Here is an 18,436-nt window from a genome sequence, read left to right as displayed (position 1 = left end):
ATGGCAAAGTTAGAGAATAATAACGAGAATGAGAATAAAAAATCAGTAGCTGAGAACCTAAGTGATCAGGTACAAAAGACTGTTGAGAATGTAGAAGGGGCTGTAAAAGAAACGGTTAAGGAAGCTTCCGAACTGGCTTCGGATGCTATCCATCATCCCGTGGAAACAGCTGAAGAATTTGGAAAACAGGCCGTGAAAGATGTGACCAGCTATTCCTGGTGGGCAAAGCTTCTCCTGATTCTTTTCTGGTTGGGAGTTATTCTGATTGGAGGTATACTTACGGCCATCAATCTTCCGGCAACCAAACAATGGGCGGCAGATCAGGCACTTCAGATCGTTAATAAAGACTTTAAAGCCGACATGACTACCGAGAGTGTAGAGGTAGATTATTTTGGGGATGTAACGATAAAAGGACTCAAGATCAAGGATTATAAAGGTCTCGAATTCATCAAAGCGAGAGAGTTCCGGGCTAATTCAGACTGGATGTCACTTGCATATAATGCCATTTCGGGGAACAGCAATTCATTAAGCTTTAATTCCCTTACCCTTGTGAATGCGGATGTAAAAGTAATCACATACAAAGGCGACAGTATTTCCAACTTTATCAGGTTTACCCAGCTTTTCGACAGCGGAAAAAAGAGAGATCCTAAAAAACCTCCTTTCCAGCTGAATTCGCGGGTTCAGATTATAGATTCTAAAGTATCCATCACCAGTCAGAATTCTCCGGGAGAGCCGGGAAAGTGGCTTACGGCTACCCAATTTAATTTAAAGGCGCCGAATGTAAAAATCAATGGACCGAATATTTCGGCTATGATCAATAATATGTCCTTCGTCACTTCCAGATGGGGCAAATCTCATTTGGTAGACACTTTTTCTACGGAACTTTCTTTAACGAACGAATTCCTTTCATTAAAAGATCTTACCCTGAATACAGATCATTCTTTACTACAGGGAAATATTAAATTCAACCTTCATGATGGTTCCTGGTCAGAGTTTGCAGACCGCGTGCGTTGGGATATGGAAATCAAGCAGGGAAGCCAGCTGAGCGGATATGATATCAGTTATTTTGTAACCAACTGGGACAATTTTAAACCCTTCAATCTGGCGGGAAAAATGACCGGGCCTCTGAATAAATTTCACCTGGAAAACTTCCTGATCCGCAATCCGGATGTGAATATTGCGACCAAAACAATGAAGGTAGACCGATTGCTTAAAGGTAATTTCTCTATTGAAACCAATGATCTTTCTACAGATTTTACTTACAAGGATCTGAAAGCAATGATGCCTTCATTTATTTCCAAAAAGATGAAGAATTTTGCAGATGATTTTGGAAAACTGAAATATAACGGAACTGCAAAAGTAGATCCTAATCAGGTATATGTAGCGAATGGAAATCTGATGACGGGAATAGGGCAGGCCAAAATCTCCAATCTTTCCCTTACCGGATACAGTACGGCAATGCCTAAGTATTCAGGAAATCTGGAAGTAAAAGATCTGAATACTTCTATTATTACCAAGAATAAATCGGTAGGTCTTATTTCCGGGAAATTTGATCTTAACGGGCAGAGCTTTGATGTGAATACCATGCGTCTTACTACTAAATCGCAGATCACCAGCATTGAAATCATGGATAAAGAGATCAGTAATCTGTATCTGGACGGATTACTGGATCATAAAAAATACAACGGTCTGATCACGGTGAATGATGAACAGGCAAAAGCGACCATAAAGGGACTCATTGATTTCAGTACCTCAAGGATTGTTATGAATGTAAATGCAGATGTGAACCATCTGAATATGAATTATTTTACAAATAAGCCCGGCAGTCAGATTGTAAGCGGTCAGGTGGAAGGTAAAATGTCCATGTCTTCTATTAATGATCTGACTCTGGATGTAGATGCCAGCGATCTTAATTTTGCTACAGCCACTCAGAAATATAATATTCCTAAGGCGAAAATAAAAACCTTTATAGAAGCTGGCGGACGTGTAATTGATGTGGACGCGCCAGGAGCAGCCAGTGGAAAAATTTCCGGAAAATACAATCTTGCCGACCTGGCCGGAATGGTAGAAAACGGGATAGGAAGAATATTGGTAGGCCCGCCGCCGAGAAAAATGTACAGAGGGCAGAATTTTAAAATGAATTTCGATGTTCAGCAGGGCGTTGTGAATTATTTTCTTCCTGATCTTAAACTTCCTCAGGGTGCTGTGGTAGAAGGGGAATACAACGGAGATTCAAATGATCTGGTTCTGAATCTGGACGCCGCGGCACTGAAATACATCATGACGAAAGAGGAAGAGATTTCGGATGCAGACAAAGCACTGGCATCAGCAAATCCTGAATATAAAATTAATGACAGAAAGAATATCTCTAGGGACAGTGCCATGATTGACAGTGTCATGGTGAGAATTAATACGGCGAATCTTGATCAGCAGCTGTATGCAAGGGTCAGCAAGCTGGTGTATAATAAAAATGTCATTAAAGATTTTGAGCTTAAAGGAAAAAACGAAAACAATACAGCGCTTCACCTGGCTACCACATTCAAGCATGGAAGCCCGGAAGACGAGCTGGATGACAACCTTAAAGCCTATGCCATTAATGTAGATCAGTCTACCAACGCAGCAGGAGATTATGTTTTTAAATTTGAACCTACGGAAGTTAAGTTCAATGATGTAACCTGGGCCATAGATACAAGTCCTGAGCTGGATCATTCGATTACCTATAGGAAAAGCGCAGGAGATTTTGATATCAGGAACCTTCGGGTATTTTCGGATAAAAGTGCGCTGTTTATTAAGGAAGCGCAGTTTAAATCAGCCAAAGACTTTTATATAGATGCAGATATTGAAGAATTTGCCATCGAGAAGCTTCTTGAAATGCAGTCCGGAGGAAATCCTATGGGTATCAAAGGGCTGGCCAACGGAAGTGTGAAGATCAAGATGGATAAAAGTACGCTGCAGCCTCTTGTAGACCTTACCGTAGACAATATTGTGATGAATGGCAATGAGATGGGTGACCTTACCATTTCCGCGACAAACGGGTTCTCTCTGAATGTTTATGATGTAGATGTGAAAGTAGCATCTGCCGGAGTTCTCGGAAACAATAACCTGCATGTAACAGGTACCGTAAACAATAATACGGCTTCTCCAACGATAGATCTCACAGCAGAAATGCGTGATTTTGATCTGGCCTTTACCCAGCAGTTTGTTCAGACTATTTTTGGAAATATCAGAGGAAAAGCAACTGGAGATTTAAAAATTAACGGGAAATTAAGCAATCTTGACTACAGTGGTGATATTGCATTGAAAGGTTTTGGATTGAAGCTTCTCTTCACCGGAGTAGATTATTCATTTGATGATACGGTGATTCCGCTTTCAAAAGGTCTGGCGATTCTTAACAATATTGAAGTTCATGACGGAAGATCGAATTCCAAAGGAGCTATTTCCGGGGCGATACAGTTTGAAACCATTTCTTCAATGGGGGTCAACCTGGTTATGAGAGCAGATAATCTTCTGATGCTGAATACCACACAGAAGGATTATGACCTTTTCTGGGGAAGGGTATACGGGCAGGGAGATCTCTATGTGGACGGACCTGTTTCCGGACTGAGTATTTCCACCCCGAATATGAAAGCATTGAGCGGAAGTACATTTACCTTCAATTCCAGTTCCACCTCCAATGTAGAAGAGTTTAAAATGCTGAGGTTCCTGAAAGAAGGAAAAGACGGACTGATTACTTTGGAAGAAAAGAAAAAGACGGGAGCGAATATGAATATCGACTTCAGTCTTGATGTAGATAAAGGAACTACCGTAAATGTACTGGTAGGAGATGATGTAGGAAATATTACGGTAAAAGGAACGGCAGACCGATTAAGATTCCAGATGAGCAGACAGGGAGCTATTGCCATGAATGGAACATATAAGGTAGATAACGGAACTTTTGTTTCGAAAGCGATTCTTAATAAAACCTTCCAGATTGAGAAAAACAGCAGCATAAGATGGGATGGTGATGCTATGAAGCCGGCACTGGATATTACAGCCAATTATGTAAGAATGGTTTCTAATGCAGGCGAATATCTGAGTATGGGGAAACTACAGCCCATCAGTGTATTGCTGCAGGCGAATATCACCCAATCCTTGATCAATCCGAAAATAGACCTGAATGTGACCGCTCTTGATGTATCCAGCCAGGTAAAAGAAACCCTGGCAGCCAAAATGAGCCAGGAGGGTGAAAAAGTACTTCAGTTCGGTTCCATACTGTTGTTGAGCACCTTTAACGTTTCCAACAGTGGAGGCGTAGATTTCGATGTTGCCGGAGTCGCCGAATCTTCCGGATATAATATGCTTCTGAAACAGTTGGGATCTGTTCTTAATACCATGAGTAACGAATTTCAGATTGACCTGAATTATGTGAAAGGGGATCAGAATTCTAACACTGGAGACAGGGCCAACGCGGGAGTAAGTGTAGCGGTTTCACCAAGAATAAATATAAAGACCGGACTGGGAATTCCTTTGAATAAAACCGAAGGTACACAGGCCAATTATCTCTCCGGAGAAGGATCTATTGAATACGATATTTCTAAAAAGAATGATGGAAGTCTCGTTCTGAGAGGGTATTCCAAGCCTACCAATATAGGTATGGTAAGTACGAATGGTTCTGCAAATCAGGCGTATGGTGGGGGAGTTGTGTGGAGTAAAAGCTTCAATTCTCTATTTAAAAAGAAGAAAAAAGATAAAAAACCAGAGGAACCTAAAACTCAAATAAAAACAGATTCTATAAAATCGAATGCTAAATAATCTGAATATTTTAATGATTTTTATCATCTGTGTTAATTATTGTTAATGTTTGATATAATTTTTTTAGTTAAATAATTTTTTATAAATTTGCAAAAAATACATGGATTTTTTAAGAAAATTGTAATTTAACTAATATGAACTATCAACTGGACGAAATAGACAAGAAAATTCTTGATTTCTTAGTAGAAAACACAAGAATGCCTTTTACTGAAATTGCAAAGCAGATGGATGTTTCTGCTGGAACAATTCACGTGAGAGTGAAAAAAATGGAGGATGCGGGTATTATTTTGGGATCATCTCTTAATATCGATTATGGCAAGCTGGATTATCACTTTACAGCTTTCATTGGAATCCTTTTGACAAAATCGAACCGTACTCAGGAAGTACTGAAAGAATTATCAACGCTTCCGAATGTAATCGAGGCAAGTGTAATTTCCGGAAAATATAACATTTTCTGTAAAGTAAGAGCTAAGAATACGGATGACGCTAAAAGAATTATCTATCAGATAGACGACATTCAAGATGTAATGAGAACCGAAAGTATGATCTCCATGGAAGAGTACTTGAGCGACAAAAACAGATTGATCAACGCTATTTCTATATAATTCAAATTTTAAACGAATAAATATAGCGAAGAACTTATGAAGATATTCATAAGTTCTTTATTTTTGTACTATGGAAGAATACAGTTATTTTGATGAGGATCCAAAGAAAGGATGGGGCTTTATTTTAGCATTTGCAGCTTTGATGCTGTTCACCGTGATGGGGCTGGGAATTGATGTGGATGAGTATCTTCAGCACGAATATCTTCAGATCCCGAGATGGTATTTCTTCGTGATATTTTCCATTGATGTTTTAATGATGATCGGGCTCGTCCTGATGTTCTTTTACAAAAAAGTAGGAATTTTCATGTTTCCCGCTCTTCTGGTTCTGCATTTCTTTATGCACAACTATTACCTGTCTACATTCCTGTATACGGATGTAACGAATCTTTTCCTTTTTACAGGATTTGGAATGCTGGCTATTATTCCGAAGTGGAAATTTTTCAGATAAGAGTGTAACCTGAGTACTAATTAAGTTTGTACAAGCGAATAGCCTGTTGTTTTAGCGGGTTTCTGCTCCAGTCTTCCCATTTTCCTGTATAAGGATCGTAACCGCATTTTAGAGGCTTGGAAACGTCTGCTCCGTCATTATTGATGTGGCTCCGTTCCGTATAAGCTCTGCAGTCTGTACATATGTATCTGAATTCACAGTCCTTACAGACTTCTATCTGGTCTTTGGTGATCTCCCAATACTTTTTAAATCCTGGTTTAGCCAGAGCTTCTTCCAGGCTGTTATGATGAACGTTTCCGAACACTTCGGGCATAAGAGGACAGTTTTTGATGTTGCCGTGAAGGTCTATTCCGATTTTTTTATAAAGGCAGGAATTATAATTGAATGCTTCAAGGACCTTAGAAAGATTGGTATTGAAATATTTCAGATCTACCTTTCCGCAGGAGGAAATCTTTAAATCTTCACGGCTGAATTGTAAAGCAAATCTGAATTCATCTTTTGATCTGAATGGAATTTTCGGACAGCTATGAAATGTTAAACTGTAAATAAGTTCTACGGTTTGATTAAGACTATCAATAAAGTTCCTGTCTATACTCTCATGGAAAGGCGAAATAATTTCAACACCATTTAAAACTGAGCTTTTAAATTGGGAATCAATATCCCGGAAATCCTTTAGCAAAAGTTTGTTATGACTGTAAATAACAACATGCTTCACTCCAAGGTTTTCCACACTTTGTTTTATGTTGTCCAGAATAGAGTTGTTATTAATTTCAATAAAAATATTTGAAATTTCGTTAGGTTCGTGGAATTGATAAGAAAGAGGAGGAAAATTCTTGTCCCAATCATTTTCCGTTATAAAGCCGTATTCTTTTTCAATCAACAGATGAATATATTCCTGAATAAATAGTTTGGATTCAGCATCATAATCTTTCAGAATGTTTTCTATTGACTTAGTTTTCAATTCTTCTATAATTTCATAAAACTCTAAAGCGTAGAGCTCTGAAAAATTTCTTTGAAGATCTGAGATTAAAATACGTTTAACCCCTTTTGTAACGAGAATATTGTTGAATAAATTAAAATATTTCATAAAATTCGTATGAGTGGTTTTAGTGGTTTCTCTCTTACATGATGTTCTGTCTGATAGCTTTCGCTTTGGACAAAATATAACATGTTACTATGAATTTTTCCAACGTTTTTTGTTTTAAAGATCTCAATATATTTAAATGTAAGAGGTAATTTGTTTTTTTCGTTATACAGTTTTTTCATAAGTATTCGGCTATTTTTTGCTCAAGGAAATAATTACAGGTATTAGACATTCCCATGAATTGGCCAATAGGGTTTATCTCTAGAAAATAAAACTTATCTCCTTTCTTTATAAAATCGAGGGAACCAGAATTAAGATCAAAAGACTGCATAAGCAGGTTTATTTTTTGTTCAAGATAGAGGGGAAGATGATAAGAAACATTCCTGTTAGGCTTTATTTCGTTATATTTTCTGAAATCTACTTTAGTCTGTGTGTCATTCTGTGAGAATATTGCCATAGACCAACAATGGCCATTCAAATAAAAAGTCCTTACTTCAAAATCTTTTTCAATTTTCTCCTGGAAAAATGTTATGAAAAAATTTCCATTTTCATGACCTTTTATGACAGATGTATACATGAAACCGCCAAAATTTTTCTTTATTTCGTTTAGCATGACATTTCCGTTCAGGGTTTTTATAATGGTCTTTTCTATTTCCACATCGTCAGTATTTTCTGCCAAAAAATATTCAGGAACATCAAATCCAATGTCTTTTGCCTTGTCTAGAACGATAAGTTTATTGATGTCGCTGTTACTTTCTTTATTAATATTCCTTTTGGATTCCAGTGTTTTTCGTACATAGTCCTCAAGCCAATACTGTGTTTCTATCATATTCAGATGAATAGACCTATTGTCATACTTTAACCTTTTAAAACTTAATCCTCCTCTCCGATACCAAACACTTTTTATATCATCAAGAAAAAAAATATTACGATTGCTTTCCAATAAAATCCTCTTGTTTTGAGTTTTGATCTCAAAAACTTCATCTTCGTGAATACGGAGGAATTTTTTCTTCATTTGAATAAGATATTTAATAACTTCAGTTGTGGTAATTTCATTATTTTGAGAAAGAATCAGAATCATAGTTATGTTGGTTTTAGATCAACAAGTTAGGATCTTTGAAATCTGCTTAAACAGATAAGCCTAACGGTTGTTTTTTTTCTGGAAATCTTTAGTTATTTTCAATGACTGTTTAAGAGTTGGAAAGCCTATTGCTTTTCTATTCCTATCTATTCTTGAAGAATCAGAAGCATTAAAATCAGGTCTGTTGTAATGTACAAATATGTGATAAACAGTATCATAATAATGAATGTACTGATATTTATCAACCATCTCTATATAATCTCTCGGAAGGCATTCACCAGATTTTACATATTCTAGTAATTTTGTTTTAAAATATTCATAATGTACTGTTCCAGCCATATGATTAAGGAGAGCCCCCATAAACATAAATTGCTCATTGTTTCCATAAAGTCCTATTTTTTGTCTTGAAGGAAAACCATAATTTTTAAATACCCAGATCAGAAGCTCTGCATTTTTTCTGTCATTGATTTCAACTATTGGTCCTATGCGGTCATTATATTGATTACGCTTGAAAGCAATGCTAAAAGAATCAATTAATACACTGTTTAATTTCTGTTTCCATTGAAGAATTTTTCTTTCTACAGTAATGCTATCAATTCCGTATTTTTTATAGAGTTTAAAAAATTCAGGCTCTTGTCTTTTGTATTTCCAATTAGGAGCAACCTGATCTAAAAGCTTGTCAAGACTTCTTTTTCCTCCGAAATTCTTATGAAGCTGATCAGCATACCTGATGTAAGTTTCGTATTCCTCCATTCTTTCATTCTGCATAGGAGGATATTTCCTGAATAGTCTTTTGTAATTTCTGATGGTTGCTAATGTATCTTTGTCGACTCTATGAGTACTGTCAATAGCGTAAACTTTATTGTAATAATTGATATAATTAAGCTTTTTGCTTTTGCAGGAAGGAAAATTTAGTATTGTAAATAGAAGTAGTAAAATGATTTTTCGATATTTCATGACCGAATATATTTTTTCATATGAAAAAGAGGGGGAATTCCCCCTCTCATATTTAATCAACCGTTATGGTAGAATGAGCCTTTCCATCATTTAAGATTCGGGTATCACCAGTATTACCAGGCTGGCCATTTGGCCCTGTTGGTTCTGTAGTTCTAACATTTGTACCACCTCCAAAAATCATTTTTGAATTTTTCAGTTTCTTGTTTTCCAATGAAGAAAAATTCTTCATTCCATTTAATTTTTTCATAATTGAATCATTTTATAATTAATATTTGTGTTGCCATATAAACCCTGACATGGGTTTTGCCATTCGCTGTTTCTTCATGTACTGTACACTTACAGGAGATCTGTTGAATGCCACATCAACGTTGATGATTTCAAAACTATAGATTATTACATCTCATTGATGTGAATTAACGTGCGGGTTTATTGTAGATTTATCCCTGAAAGATGTAAGATTGTACACATTGAAATGAAACCGGAAAATTCCCATGCTTGGAAATTTTATTAAGTAAAAACTGAGAATCTTAGAGTCGGATTTTGAGGATTAAATCATTAGATAAATAACATAATAGGCCTATGTTATAGGGTCGTAAAATGACATGCATGCAAAAAATAACGCAGAAACTATCATAGATGATGATTCCGACTATTTAATTTTTCATCTATTTTTGTATCTTGATCACCATCATCATCACCAAAACCATAAAATTGAAGTATGCAGAGCTTTAAACAACTTAATATTGATTTAAAAAATTATCTGGAGGAAGCTCAGGAATCTTTCATTAAAGACCTTGTACACATCATTGACGGAGACCGATTAAATTATCTTGAAGGGAAGAATGAAAAAGATCTCAAAGCTTTATATTTCGAATATGAATACGATTATCTGGATATCATAGCTTGGGGTACAGATAAAGCCGGAGACATTCTCACTAAAACATATAAGATGGGCGATCAAAGAAGAAAGCAGGAGAATGAAACCGATGATTGGACCGCTTTTATACCTGAAAAATTATGGACAGAAGCTTCAGACTTTCAGGAACAGTATGAAGACGAAGAAGATTTTGATGAAGTGATGGATGATTACAATGATGAGAAATATGAAATTTTTGAAAACTGGTTCTTCGACTCCTGGAAAAAAGCGTCAATACAAACAGAAAACCGCACAGATGCTTATTTCTCCATTCATGACAGCTATTTTAAAACAGATTTGAATACGCTGCAGAGCCTGAATAACGATGAAATTGCAGAACGCTATACATCATAAAAAATATCCATTTATACATTACTATTAATCATGAAGAATTATCAATTTTACAGAAAAGACGGAACCCTTTTTATTTTTAAAAACCAGCCTGTATTTATTTTCATACTGGCGATTCTGATGTTCATTGCGGCAGGAATGGTTTATAAAATTCGCCTTCCCTTACTGGGAGTAGTACTCATCGCATTTGGAGTGCTGATCATCGTCAATTTTTTCGCGAAAAAGCTGGTCATAGATACCGTGCAGAAAACAGTAACCGGAAAACACAGTATTTTTGTTCCCGCAAAAACATATTCTTTCGCAGATTTTACCGGTTTTCGGGTAGTAGCAATGAAATACATGGGATTTATCACCACCAACGTAATGCTTGCCATTCACTTTAACGTTAACGGAAAAGAGGAGAAACTGACCATCGGGCAGGCCCTTACCCATAAAGGAATACAGAAAATGGTGAACGAAACCGAAGATATTATGAGTTTAAACGAAAACATCCGATGAATACCATAGATCAGTACAAATTCGAAGAAAATGGAAGTGAAATAAGCTTTATGCCCAATTATAACTTTCTGCGTACTCTGAAATGGTGGCTGGCAGCCGGTGTTCTTGTGGCCCCTGTATTATATTATTTCAAAAATATACTGTCTGAAAAAGCATTGGTTATTGCCGTTTCCCTCTGGGTGGTTTACATGGGATATTTTCTGATAGATCTGCTTTTCAGAGTTCCTGTAAAATACATTTTCGATAAAAGAGAGAAATGTATCTACCGGAAATTATTTTTTACCCAAAAGATCATGAACTTCGATGAAATGACCTATTTTATTAATGAAGACAGTGGAGGTTATTACTACGTGATCGGTAAAAAGAGAAATCAGTTTGTTAAAAACTATAGAATCAGTAATTATTTTTCCGGATCTGCAGCCTCCCGCATAAAAGAAGACGAATTTCAGAATACCATATTATTTCCGGTACTGGATGCGTTGAATGTTCCTATGAACAGACCGCAGTAGTACGTTGGAGTTAAATGTTTCGGGGTATGGGTCTCGGGTAGGAGAGTAGTAGCGTTTGAGGGTTTTAGAGCAGGGAGTTGCTGGTTGCTGTTTTACTAGTTCAAATCTCTAAACTCATATCCCAAGACACATCTGAAATCTGGCGGCTAATACCCATGGTGGCTGAGGCCCTCGAAGCCACCATCCCATCCATCTGAAATCTAATCTACAAACACCCTGATTCTCCAAAAAAAAGCTCGGGCTGTTTCGAAGAAACAGCCCGAGCCAGTATATCTGATAGCGTAACTTAGTTCGCTAAAATTCTCTTCACAGCCTCTTTTACAGCAGCAGCGTCGATTTTGTATTTTTTCATAAGCTCAGCAGGCGTTGCAGATTCTCCGAAAGTATCGTTTACTGCTACAAACTCCTGTCTTGTAGGTCTTTTTCTGGCAAGCATTCCCGCTACAGATTCTCCTAAACCACCAAGATAGTTGTGCTCTTCAGCCGTAACAATCTTACCTGTTTTTTCAACAGATTTAATGATGATTTCTTCATCCAGAGGTTTGATCGTGTGGATATTGATCACCTCACAGGAAATACCTTCTTTTTCAAGCTCGTCTGCAGCTACAAGAGACTCCCAAACCAGGTGTCCTGTAGCAACAATCGTTACATCAGTACCTTCCTGAAGAAGAATTCCTTTTCCAATTTCGAAAGGCATGTCTTCAGGAATAAATACAGGAACGGTAGGTCTTCCGAATCTTAAATATACAGGACCTTCGTGTTCAGCGATAGCAATAGTTGCTGCTTTGGTCTGGTTGTAGTCACAAGGGTTGATTACTGTCATTCCAGGAAGCATTTTCATCATACCGATATCTTCAAGAACTTGGTGAGTAGCACCGTCTTCCCCTAAAGTAAGACCGGCATGAGAAGCACAGATCTTTACATTTTTACCTGAATAGGCAATAGACTGACGGATCTGATCATATACTCTTGAAGTAGAAAAGTTCGCAAAAGTTCCTGTAAAAGGAATTTTTCCAGTGATGCTTAAACCCGCAGCAATTCCCATCATGTTGGCTTCTGCAATCCCTATCTGAAAAAATCTTTCAGGTGCTTTCTCGATGAATTTCTCCATTTTCAAAGAACCGATAAGGTCTGCACAAAGTGCCACTACGTTAGGGTTTTTATCGGCAAGTTCTGCTAATCCGGCTCCGAATCCTGAACGTGTGTCCTTTTTTTCTGTATATGTATATTTCATTTTTTTTTACTAAAGTTTTTTTGATAATTGATAAATGATAGCTGTTTATAAAGAGATAAAAAGCATGATCATTTACCTTTATTATTGATCATTGATGACTAATAATCAGCAGGAGATTCCAGGTATAATTGTTTGAATGCCGTTTCAAGCTGCTCGTCATTTGGAGCTTTTCCGTGCCATGCATGGCTTCCCATCATATAATCTACTCCGTAACCCATTTCCGTATGAAGAAGGATTACTACCGGTTTTCCTTTTCCTGTTTCAGTTTTTGCTTTCTCAAGGATCGCAATTACTGCTTCAAGATCGTTACCGTTTTTCTCTTCTAAAACTGTCCATCCGAATGCTTCAAGTTTAGCATGAAGATTTCCTAAGCTTAATACATCATCTGTATCTCCGTCAATCTGACGTCCGTTGTAGTCAATAGTAGAAATGATATTATCCACTTTTTTAGCAGCAGCGTACATGAAAGCTTCCCAAACCTGACCTTCCTGAAGTTCACCGTCTCCGTGAAGCGTGTAAACAAGAGATGAGTCTCCGTCCAGTTTCTTACCCTGAGCTACACCAAGTGCTACAGAAAGCCCCTGACCAAGAGATCCGGAAGCAATTCTGATTCCCGGAAGACCTTCGTGAGTAGTTGGGTGGCCCTGAAGTCTTGAATCCAGTTTTCTGAAAGTTTTCAGTTCTTCTACCGGAAAGAAGTTAAATCTCGCTAAAGTAGAATAGTAAACCGGGGAAATATGCCCGTTTGAAAGATAAAAATGATCCTCATTCTTCCCCTCCATAGTGAAAGGCAGCTTGTAATTCATCACCTTTCCGTAAAGCGCTGTGAAAAATTCCGTACAACCTAAACTTCCGCCCGGGTGCCCTGAATTTACAGCGTGAACCATTCTTAAAATGTCTCTTCTGATCTGCGTAGTAAGAGATTTTAACTCTTCAATACTTTTACTCATTATATCTCGATTTATTTGCACGCGAATTTACAATTTTTTAACGGCTTATGGAAATGCAAAAATCCGGACTTGTGATCCGGATTTAGAATTATCTCAGGGAAATACCGATTCTAACAGCCTTCAGTAAGGTATACCGATATTTCTGTAATGATATTATTAACAAATTTAAAAGAAAGCTGCGTTCCGGCATCAAGGTCTTCTAAAGTGAAATATCCGGTATCCTTAAGTGGTTTCTCACTCTTGTCGCTCCAGGCAGGATGTACACTGAAGCTAGGATAATTTCTATACGCATTAATCAGATCATCTTTGGTATTTCCGATCCCGATTCCGCTTTTCGTTTTAAATTTTTTGCTGGTGGTTATCATTCCCATAATAGCAGGAACGCTGGGTTGGCTTTCACTCAGATATTTTTCATAAAGATCAATTGAAATGTTTTCCCCATTGTGTTTTATCGTGTTTTTTTGTTCACCGTAGGTTATTTTCAGCTTGGTTCCGGAAAGCTTTTCTATCTCAGCTTTTTCCATTAAAATTTTGTAAGGTCCCATTCTTAAAGTGGAAATCTCAAAATCCTGAGCGCTCACCCAGCTGAATGTCCATACAAAAACAAAAAGAGAAATAATTTTTTTCATGGTTTATAGTTTAGTGATTGATGATGAATAATGATTTTATTTTTTTCCTAAAGCTTTATTAAGGGCTTTTTTAATAATCGGTTCCATAATGGCATATCCTGCAGAATTAGGATGAATGCCATCAATTGAAAGGCCCTCGCGCATACCGCCTTTTTCGTTCCGCATGGAAGTGTTGTAATCTGCAAAGGTAATTTTGCGGCTTTGGGCATATTGTTTCAACCTGTTGTTTAAGGCATCTACTTTCTGGGGAACATCTGTGATTTCTTTACGCCAGGGAAATGAAGCTGCAGGCAAAACAGAAGCAATAATTACTTTTATTCCATTGCTTTCAGCAATCTGTACCATTGATTTTATGGTGTTAAAAGTAAACTCAGGATCATAAATTCCTGCATTTTGAGCAATGTCGTTAGTCCCGGCATTAATAACCACCAGTTTCGGTTTTAGAGCGATCACATCATTCTGAAAGCGCAGAAGCATTTGTGATGAAGTCTGTCCGCTGATTCCTCTGCCTGTGTAATTATTTTCAGAAAAAAACTCCGGATGACTTTTTACCCATCCTTCAGTAATGGAGTTTCCCATAAAAACCACATCAATTTTTTTTCTGGTACTTAAAAGAACCGAATTGTCTTCCTTGTACCGGGCAAGATTAGCAAAATCAACAGCGCTTTGTGCGTTGACGAACTGGCTTAAAAACAAGCCAAATATTATGAATATTGATATTTTCATATTGAATGTTATCTATTACAGGACCCAATATTCAATAGAAACGGGCTTTATCCCGTTTACTCTATCATTATTTCTTTCTGATCAGCCAAAGCCCTATGAATGTCAACAATCCATTGATGATCAGCAATTCCAGCCCGATTTTAAAATCTCCGAACAGTTTTTCCTGGTATTTGTCAATAAAGAACGAAATCACAGGAGCAGCTATACACACGTAAGGAACAAGCTTGTCATTCACCTTGTATTTTGTAAAAATTCCAAAAGCAAAAAGGCCAAGAAGCGGTCCGTAGGTAAATCCGGCCAGTTTTAGAATAAGACCAATCATGGAATTGTCATTGATGACTTTAAAAATAATCACCATGATCAGGAAAGATAATGCCACAATAAGGTGTATTCTTTTTCTGAATTTTTCTTTTTTGGAATCATCCCAGTCTGTCTTTTCCTTCATCCCGAAAATATCAATACATAATGAAGAAGTAAGGGCGGTCATCGCTCCGTCTGCACTTGGAAATAAGGCTGAAATAAGAGCAATAATAAAGATGATAGAAATAAACCCGGGCATATGGTTCAGGGCTACATCAGGGAAAAGCTGATCTCCGGAGCTGGTTACATGTTCCTGTGCTCCGTAAAGGTGAAGAAGTCCACCCATATAAAGAAACAGTGAAATCACACCCAGAAGGATGAAGCCTAAAGTCACCATGTTTTTCTGTGAATCTTTCAGTCTGGTTACGGATAAGCTTTTTTGCATCATTTCCTGATCAATTCCCGTCATGGTAATCGTGATGAATGCTCCAGCAAGAATCTGTTTAATGAAAAAACTTTTTTGGTTCGGATCAAAATCAAAGATTCTTGTGTAGCCTTTATCCTGCATTGCCGTAAAACTTTCTCCAAAACTTAAACCTAAATGATTAAGCATATACACCGTACAGATAATCAATCCTAAAAGCATACAGGAAGTCTGTAAGGTATCTGTCCAGACAATTGTTTTTACACCGCCTTCATAAGTATAAAGAATAATCATGGCCAGAATAATCAGTGTAGTTACAATAAATGGAACGCCTAAACTGTCCAGAATAGAAATCTGAAGGATATTCACCACAAGATACAGTCGTGCTGTAGCTCCAACCAATCTCGAAACAATGAAAATCCATGCTCCCGATTTATAGGAAAGCTGTCCCATTCTCTGCTGAAGATATCCGTAAATAGAAGTAAGCTTCAGACGGTAATACAAAGGCAGAAGAACATACGCCACCACAATATACCCGATAAGATATCCCAAAGTGATCTGCAGGTATCCGAATTTATCATTTCCTACTGCCCCGGGAACACTTACAAATGTGACTCCGGAAAGCGATGTTCCAATCATTCCAAAAGCCACCAGCATCCAGTTACTCTTACGGTTTCCAATAAAGAAACTTTCATTATCACTTCCTTTACCTGTTCTGTAGGCTACCCACAGCAACAATGCGAAGTAGACGATAATAATAGACAGCAATATAACTGGAGACATAGTTTTTTAATTAAAATTTTAGCAAATATAGTTTTTTTCTGTTCTGCTGAAAAAGAAAAAGCCTTCCAGATGTTAAACTCTGAAAGGCCTGTATTTTAAGGATAGAAATTAAGGTCAGTTGACTAAAACATCCTGCAGCTCCTCACTTTTCTGAAAACTTGCTTTGGCAAACGGACAAAGAGGAATGATTTTTTTGTTGTTTTTCCTGGCAAAATCTACTGCTGCCAGAAGCATTTCTTTTCCTACGCCTTTTCCGTTGTAGGCTTCTTCCACCTCGGTGTGGTCAATGATAAATCTTTCTTCTCCCGCCCAGGTGTAGGTCATCATACCTGCGCGTCTTCCGTCTATGAAAGCCTCAAAACTTCCGTGTTTCTCGTCGTTGTTTTGTTTTACTTCGATCATCTTATGAGAATTTGGTTAGTATTTCTATTTCGTTGGTTAATATTTTGTGTATAGGGCAGGCATCTGCAATGGTATGCAACCTTTTCATCTGTTCGTCATCCAGAATACCTTCGAAAGTAATGTCTCTTTTGAAAATTGCTCTTTTGGTTAAAGGATAGTTTTCAAGTTCCACTTCTACATGGATGTTTTCCACATCCCATTCCTTTCTTTCGATGTACATTCTTAATGTAGCAGCTGTACAGCTTGCCAGAGAGGTGGCCAGAATTTCCATAGGATTGAAACCTTTATTCTGTCCTCCTTTGTCTACCGGTTCATCGGTAATGATCTGATTTTCACCGGCCGTTACCTCAGTATAATATTTTGTTTTGCCTAAGCTTGCTTTTACGGTTACCGCCATTATTGTTTGGTATTGAATTTATAACTTAATGCTCCTGAAGGGCATTGGTCTATCTGATTTTTAAGCTCCTCAGGGCTTGCGTTTTCAGCTTTTATCCAGGGTCTGTCTTTAGGATTGTAGACTTTGGGAAGCATTTTTACGCAGACAGCCGAGTGGATACACTTCTGGGGCTGCCAGATGACAGTGATACTGCCGTTAGGATATTCGTGTGTTTCCATATCAATTTTCTTTTAATGTTTTTTCGATTCTTCGGTCCGGAATCAGCCATATAAGAGCCACGATATAATAAAAACCTATGGCAATATAAGGATAAAAAAATGAAACTGCGATTCCGAGGACATAAAATACAATAGAAATATACTCTTTAAACTTCGTGTGAATAGCTTCTTTCAACTTGGAATTTTCTCCTTCACAACGGATGATGAGATTCTCTAAAATAGTATAAGCCACCGCCGACATAATAAGGCATATTCCGTATGCTGCAACGGGATTTTTAGCAAAATGGGTGGCACCAATCCATTCCGTGGCAACAGGCATCAGAGACAGCCAGAACAGAAGGTGAAGATTCGCCCACAGAATACTTCCGTTGATTTTTTTCACCGCCTGAAAGAGATGGTGATGATTGTTCCAGTAAATTCCTACATAAATAAAACTGAAAATATAAGCCAGAAACTTAGGAATAAGAGGCTTGAGATTCGCCCAATTGCTCCCTTCCGGAACCTTCAGTTCAAGGACCATGATGGTAATAATGATAGCCAGGACACCATCACTGAAAGCTTCCAGTCTTCCTTTAGTCATTGGTTTTGACCTCGTTTTTAAAGTTTCCTATTTTATCTTTAAGCTCCTTAAGCATGTCAGGATTAATGACACCGTTTTCCAAATCAAAATTGTCATAAAACTTGGGAAGTGAAAAAGTATCTTTAATATCTGCTGCAAACTGCGGGAAAAATGTTTTAGCGGTATTCATTACATTTCCGCCGCCATAACCTCCGGGAGAAGTGCTCATTAAAAGCATCGGCTTATTTTGAAATACCTTTACATTGATTCTGGACGACCAGTCGAAGACATTTTTAAAAGCTGAGCTGTAAGACCTGTTGTGTTCTGCCAGTGAGCAGATAATCACATCACATTCCTCAATCACTTTTAAAAAATGGTGGGCTTCCTCCGGAAATCCTTTCTTTTCCAGATCTACAGAAAAAACCGGCATGGTAAAGTCATTAAGGTCAATAAAATTGATCTCCTCATTCTGAAAATCTTTCAGAACAAATTTTACCAGTTCCCTATTGATCGAGGTTGAAGAAGTACTTCCTGCAAATGCTAATATTTTCATGGTGTATTACTGGGGTGCTGA

General features: G+C 37.5%; 20 protein-coding genes. 6 read left to right on the top strand and 14 right to left on the bottom strand.

Annotated elements, in window-relative coordinates:
- The 3 genes from ACM46_RS22550 (at position 1) to ACM46_RS22540 (ending at position 5,844) form a co-directional block, all read left to right on the top strand.
- Positions 1 to 4,791 (top strand): translocation/assembly module TamB domain-containing protein, encoded by a 4,791-nt coding sequence (locus ACM46_RS22550; RefSeq protein ID WP_048508926.1) that lies wholly within the window; start codon positions 1 to 3, stop codon positions 4,789 to 4,791.
- Positions 4,792 to 4,925: 134 nt separating this feature from the next.
- Positions 4,926 to 5,396 (top strand): Lrp/AsnC family transcriptional regulator, encoded by a 471-nt coding sequence (locus ACM46_RS22545; RefSeq protein ID WP_040996736.1) that lies wholly within the window; start codon positions 4,926 to 4,928, stop codon positions 5,394 to 5,396.
- Between the two features lie 70 nt (positions 5,397 to 5,466).
- Positions 5,467 to 5,844 (top strand): hypothetical protein, encoded by a 378-nt coding sequence (locus ACM46_RS22540; RefSeq protein WP_048508925.1) that lies wholly within the window; start codon positions 5,467 to 5,469, stop codon positions 5,842 to 5,844.
- A 16-nt stretch (positions 5,845 to 5,860) separates the two neighbouring features.
- Here ACM46_RS22540 and gwsS read toward each other — a convergent pair whose 3' ends face one another.
- The 4 genes from gwsS to ACM46_RS22515 form a co-directional block, all read right to left on the bottom strand.
- Positions 5,861 to 6,931: a grasp-with-spasm system SPASM domain peptide maturase gene (gene gwsS, locus ACM46_RS22535; protein WP_048508924.1), complete on the bottom strand. Its 1,071-nt coding sequence runs from the start codon at positions 6,929 to 6,931 to the stop codon at positions 5,861 to 5,863.
- 175 nt (positions 6,932 to 7,106) lie between these two features.
- Positions 7,107 to 8,009, bottom strand: coding sequence for a grasp-with-spasm system ATP-grasp peptide maturase (gene gwsG / locus ACM46_RS22525; protein ID WP_048508922.1), 903 nt, complete (start codon positions 8,007 to 8,009; stop codon positions 7,107 to 7,109).
- Positions 8,010 to 8,069: 60 nt separating this feature from the next.
- Positions 8,070 to 8,966 (bottom strand): hypothetical protein, encoded by an 897-nt coding sequence (locus ACM46_RS22520; RefSeq protein ID WP_048508921.1) that lies wholly within the window; start codon positions 8,964 to 8,966, stop codon positions 8,070 to 8,072.
- 52 nt (positions 8,967 to 9,018) lie between these two features.
- Entirely contained in the window at positions 9,019 to 9,213 is a 195-nt protein-coding gene (locus ACM46_RS22515) for a grasp-with-spasm system A modified peptide (protein ID WP_048508920.1), read from the bottom strand.
- Between the two features lie 471 nt (positions 9,214 to 9,684).
- Between ACM46_RS22515 and ACM46_RS22510 the strand changes: the two genes are divergently transcribed.
- From ACM46_RS22510 to ACM46_RS23760, 3 genes are read left to right on the top strand one after another with little or no spacing between them, the layout of a single operon-like run.
- Positions 9,685 to 10,236 (top strand): hypothetical protein, encoded by a 552-nt coding sequence (locus ACM46_RS22510; protein WP_048508919.1) that lies wholly within the window; start codon positions 9,685 to 9,687, stop codon positions 10,234 to 10,236.
- A gap of 30 nt (positions 10,237 to 10,266) precedes the next feature.
- Positions 10,267 to 10,731 carry a hypothetical protein gene (locus ACM46_RS22505; RefSeq protein WP_048508918.1) on the top strand — a complete coding sequence of 155 codons (465 nt, stop codon included), beginning with the start codon at positions 10,267 to 10,269 and terminating at the stop codon, positions 10,729 to 10,731.
- Complete coding sequence (locus tag ACM46_RS23760) at positions 10,728 to 11,240, top strand: hypothetical protein (protein WP_241486077.1); 513 nt, start codon at positions 10,728 to 10,730, stop codon at positions 11,238 to 11,240. The genes ACM46_RS22505 and ACM46_RS23760 overlap by 4 nt, the downstream gene beginning before the upstream one ends.
- A gap of 286 nt (positions 11,241 to 11,526) precedes the next feature.
- Here the strand turns inward: ACM46_RS23760 and ACM46_RS22495 are convergent, their stop codons facing one another.
- The 10 genes from ACM46_RS22495 to ACM46_RS22450 form a co-directional block, all read right to left on the bottom strand.
- Positions 11,527 to 12,474: a transketolase family protein gene (locus ACM46_RS22495; RefSeq protein WP_048508917.1), complete on the bottom strand. Its 948-nt coding sequence runs from the start codon at positions 12,472 to 12,474 to the stop codon at positions 11,527 to 11,529.
- A 98-nt stretch (positions 12,475 to 12,572) separates the two neighbouring features.
- Positions 12,573 to 13,439 carry a transketolase gene (locus ACM46_RS22490; RefSeq protein ID WP_420911842.1) on the bottom strand — a complete coding sequence of 289 codons (867 nt, stop codon included), beginning with the start codon at positions 13,437 to 13,439 and terminating at the stop codon, positions 12,573 to 12,575.
- Between the two features lie 95 nt (positions 13,440 to 13,534).
- Positions 13,535 to 14,053, bottom strand: a complete 519-nt coding sequence (locus ACM46_RS22485; protein ID WP_048508915.1) for a hypothetical protein — start codon at positions 14,051 to 14,053, stop codon at positions 13,535 to 13,537.
- Between the two features lie 36 nt (positions 14,054 to 14,089).
- The gene (locus ACM46_RS22480; protein ID WP_053082736.1) at positions 14,090 to 14,779 is read right to left on the bottom strand and encodes an SGNH/GDSL hydrolase family protein; all 690 of its coding nucleotides are present in this window, start codon (positions 14,777 to 14,779) and stop codon (positions 14,090 to 14,092) included.
- 67 nt (positions 14,780 to 14,846) lie between these two features.
- Positions 14,847 to 16,286, bottom strand: coding sequence for a sodium:solute symporter (locus ACM46_RS22475; RefSeq protein ID WP_048508914.1), 1,440 nt, complete (start codon positions 16,284 to 16,286; stop codon positions 14,847 to 14,849).
- A gap of 114 nt (positions 16,287 to 16,400) precedes the next feature.
- Positions 16,401 to 16,688 carry a GNAT family N-acetyltransferase gene (locus ACM46_RS22470; RefSeq protein WP_173426515.1) on the bottom strand — a complete coding sequence of 96 codons (288 nt, stop codon included), beginning with the start codon at positions 16,686 to 16,688 and terminating at the stop codon, positions 16,401 to 16,403.
- Between the two features lies 1 nt (position 16,689).
- Positions 16,690 to 17,085: an OsmC family protein gene (locus tag ACM46_RS22465; protein WP_048508913.1), complete on the bottom strand. Its 396-nt coding sequence runs from the start codon at positions 17,083 to 17,085 to the stop codon at positions 16,690 to 16,692.
- Complete coding sequence (locus ACM46_RS22460; protein WP_048508912.1) at positions 17,085 to 17,303, bottom strand: (4Fe-4S)-binding protein; 219 nt, start codon at positions 17,301 to 17,303, stop codon at positions 17,085 to 17,087. Before ACM46_RS22460 ends, ACM46_RS22465 begins: the two co-directional genes overlap by 1 nt.
- A 1-nt stretch (position 17,304) precedes the next feature.
- Positions 17,305 to 17,883, bottom strand: a complete 579-nt coding sequence (locus ACM46_RS22455; RefSeq protein ID WP_048508911.1) for a TMEM175 family protein — start codon at positions 17,881 to 17,883, stop codon at positions 17,305 to 17,307.
- On the bottom strand, positions 17,876 to 18,415 hold the full coding sequence (locus tag ACM46_RS22450; RefSeq protein WP_048508910.1) for an NADPH-dependent FMN reductase: 540 nt from the start codon (positions 18,413 to 18,415) through the stop codon (positions 17,876 to 17,878). The genes ACM46_RS22455 and ACM46_RS22450 overlap by 8 nt, the downstream gene beginning before the upstream one ends.
- Positions 18,416 to 18,436 lie beyond the last annotated feature (21 nt).

It is taken from the genome of Chryseobacterium angstadtii (assembly GCF_001045465.1).
Lineage (GTDB): Bacteria > Bacteroidota > Bacteroidia > Flavobacteriales > Weeksellaceae > Chryseobacterium > Chryseobacterium angstadtii.
This window is presented reverse-complemented; position numbering and strand designations above follow the sequence as displayed.

Coding starts and splice junctions, on each gene's coding strand:
- ACM46_RS22550 (WP_048508926.1), top strand. CDS start 1: ATGGCAAAGTTAGAGAATAATAACGAGAATGAGAATAAAAAATCAGTA.
- ACM46_RS22545 (WP_040996736.1), top strand. CDS start 4,926: ATGAACTATCAACTGGACGAAATAGACAAGAAAATTCTTGATTTCTTA.
- ACM46_RS22540 (WP_048508925.1), top strand. CDS start 5,467: ATGGAAGAATACAGTTATTTTGATGAGGATCCAAAGAAAGGATGGGGC.
- gwsS (WP_048508924.1), bottom strand. CDS start 6,931: ATGAAATATTTTAATTTATTCAACAATATTCTCGTTACAAAAGGGGTT.
- gwsG (WP_048508922.1), bottom strand. CDS start 8,009: ATGATTCTGATTCTTTCTCAAAATAATGAAATTACCACAACTGAAGTT.
- ACM46_RS22520 (WP_048508921.1), bottom strand. CDS start 8,966: ATGAAATATCGAAAAATCATTTTACTACTTCTATTTACAATACTAAAT.
- ACM46_RS22515 (WP_048508920.1), bottom strand. CDS start 9,213: ATGAAAAAATTAAATGGAATGAAGAATTTTTCTTCATTGGAAAACAAG.
- ACM46_RS22510 (WP_048508919.1), top strand. CDS start 9,685: ATGCAGAGCTTTAAACAACTTAATATTGATTTAAAAAATTATCTGGAG.
- ACM46_RS22505 (WP_048508918.1), top strand. CDS start 10,267: ATGAAGAATTATCAATTTTACAGAAAAGACGGAACCCTTTTTATTTTT.
- ACM46_RS23760 (WP_241486077.1), top strand. CDS start 10,728: ATGAATACCATAGATCAGTACAAATTCGAAGAAAATGGAAGTGAAATA.
- ACM46_RS22495 (WP_048508917.1), bottom strand. CDS start 12,474: ATGAAATATACATATACAGAAAAAAAGGACACACGTTCAGGATTCGGA.
- ACM46_RS22485 (WP_048508915.1), bottom strand. CDS start 14,053: ATGAAAAAAATTATTTCTCTTTTTGTTTTTGTATGGACATTCAGCTGG.
- ACM46_RS22480 (WP_053082736.1), bottom strand. CDS start 14,779: ATGAAAATATCAATATTCATAATATTTGGCTTGTTTTTAAGCCAGTTC.
- ACM46_RS22475 (WP_048508914.1), bottom strand. CDS start 16,286: ATGTCTCCAGTTATATTGCTGTCTATTATTATCGTCTACTTCGCATTG.
- ACM46_RS22470 (WP_173426515.1), bottom strand. CDS start 16,688: ATGATCGAAGTAAAACAAAACAACGACGAGAAACACGGAAGTTTTGAG.
- ACM46_RS22465 (WP_048508913.1), bottom strand. CDS start 17,085: ATGGCGGTAACCGTAAAAGCAAGCTTAGGCAAAACAAAATATTATACT.
- ACM46_RS22460 (WP_048508912.1), bottom strand. CDS start 17,303: ATGGAAACACACGAATATCCTAACGGCAGTATCACTGTCATCTGGCAG.
- ACM46_RS22455 (WP_048508911.1), bottom strand. CDS start 17,883: ATGACTAAAGGAAGACTGGAAGCTTTCAGTGATGGTGTCCTGGCTATC.
- ACM46_RS22450 (WP_048508910.1), bottom strand. CDS start 18,415: ATGAAAATATTAGCATTTGCAGGAAGTACTTCTTCAACCTCGATCAAT.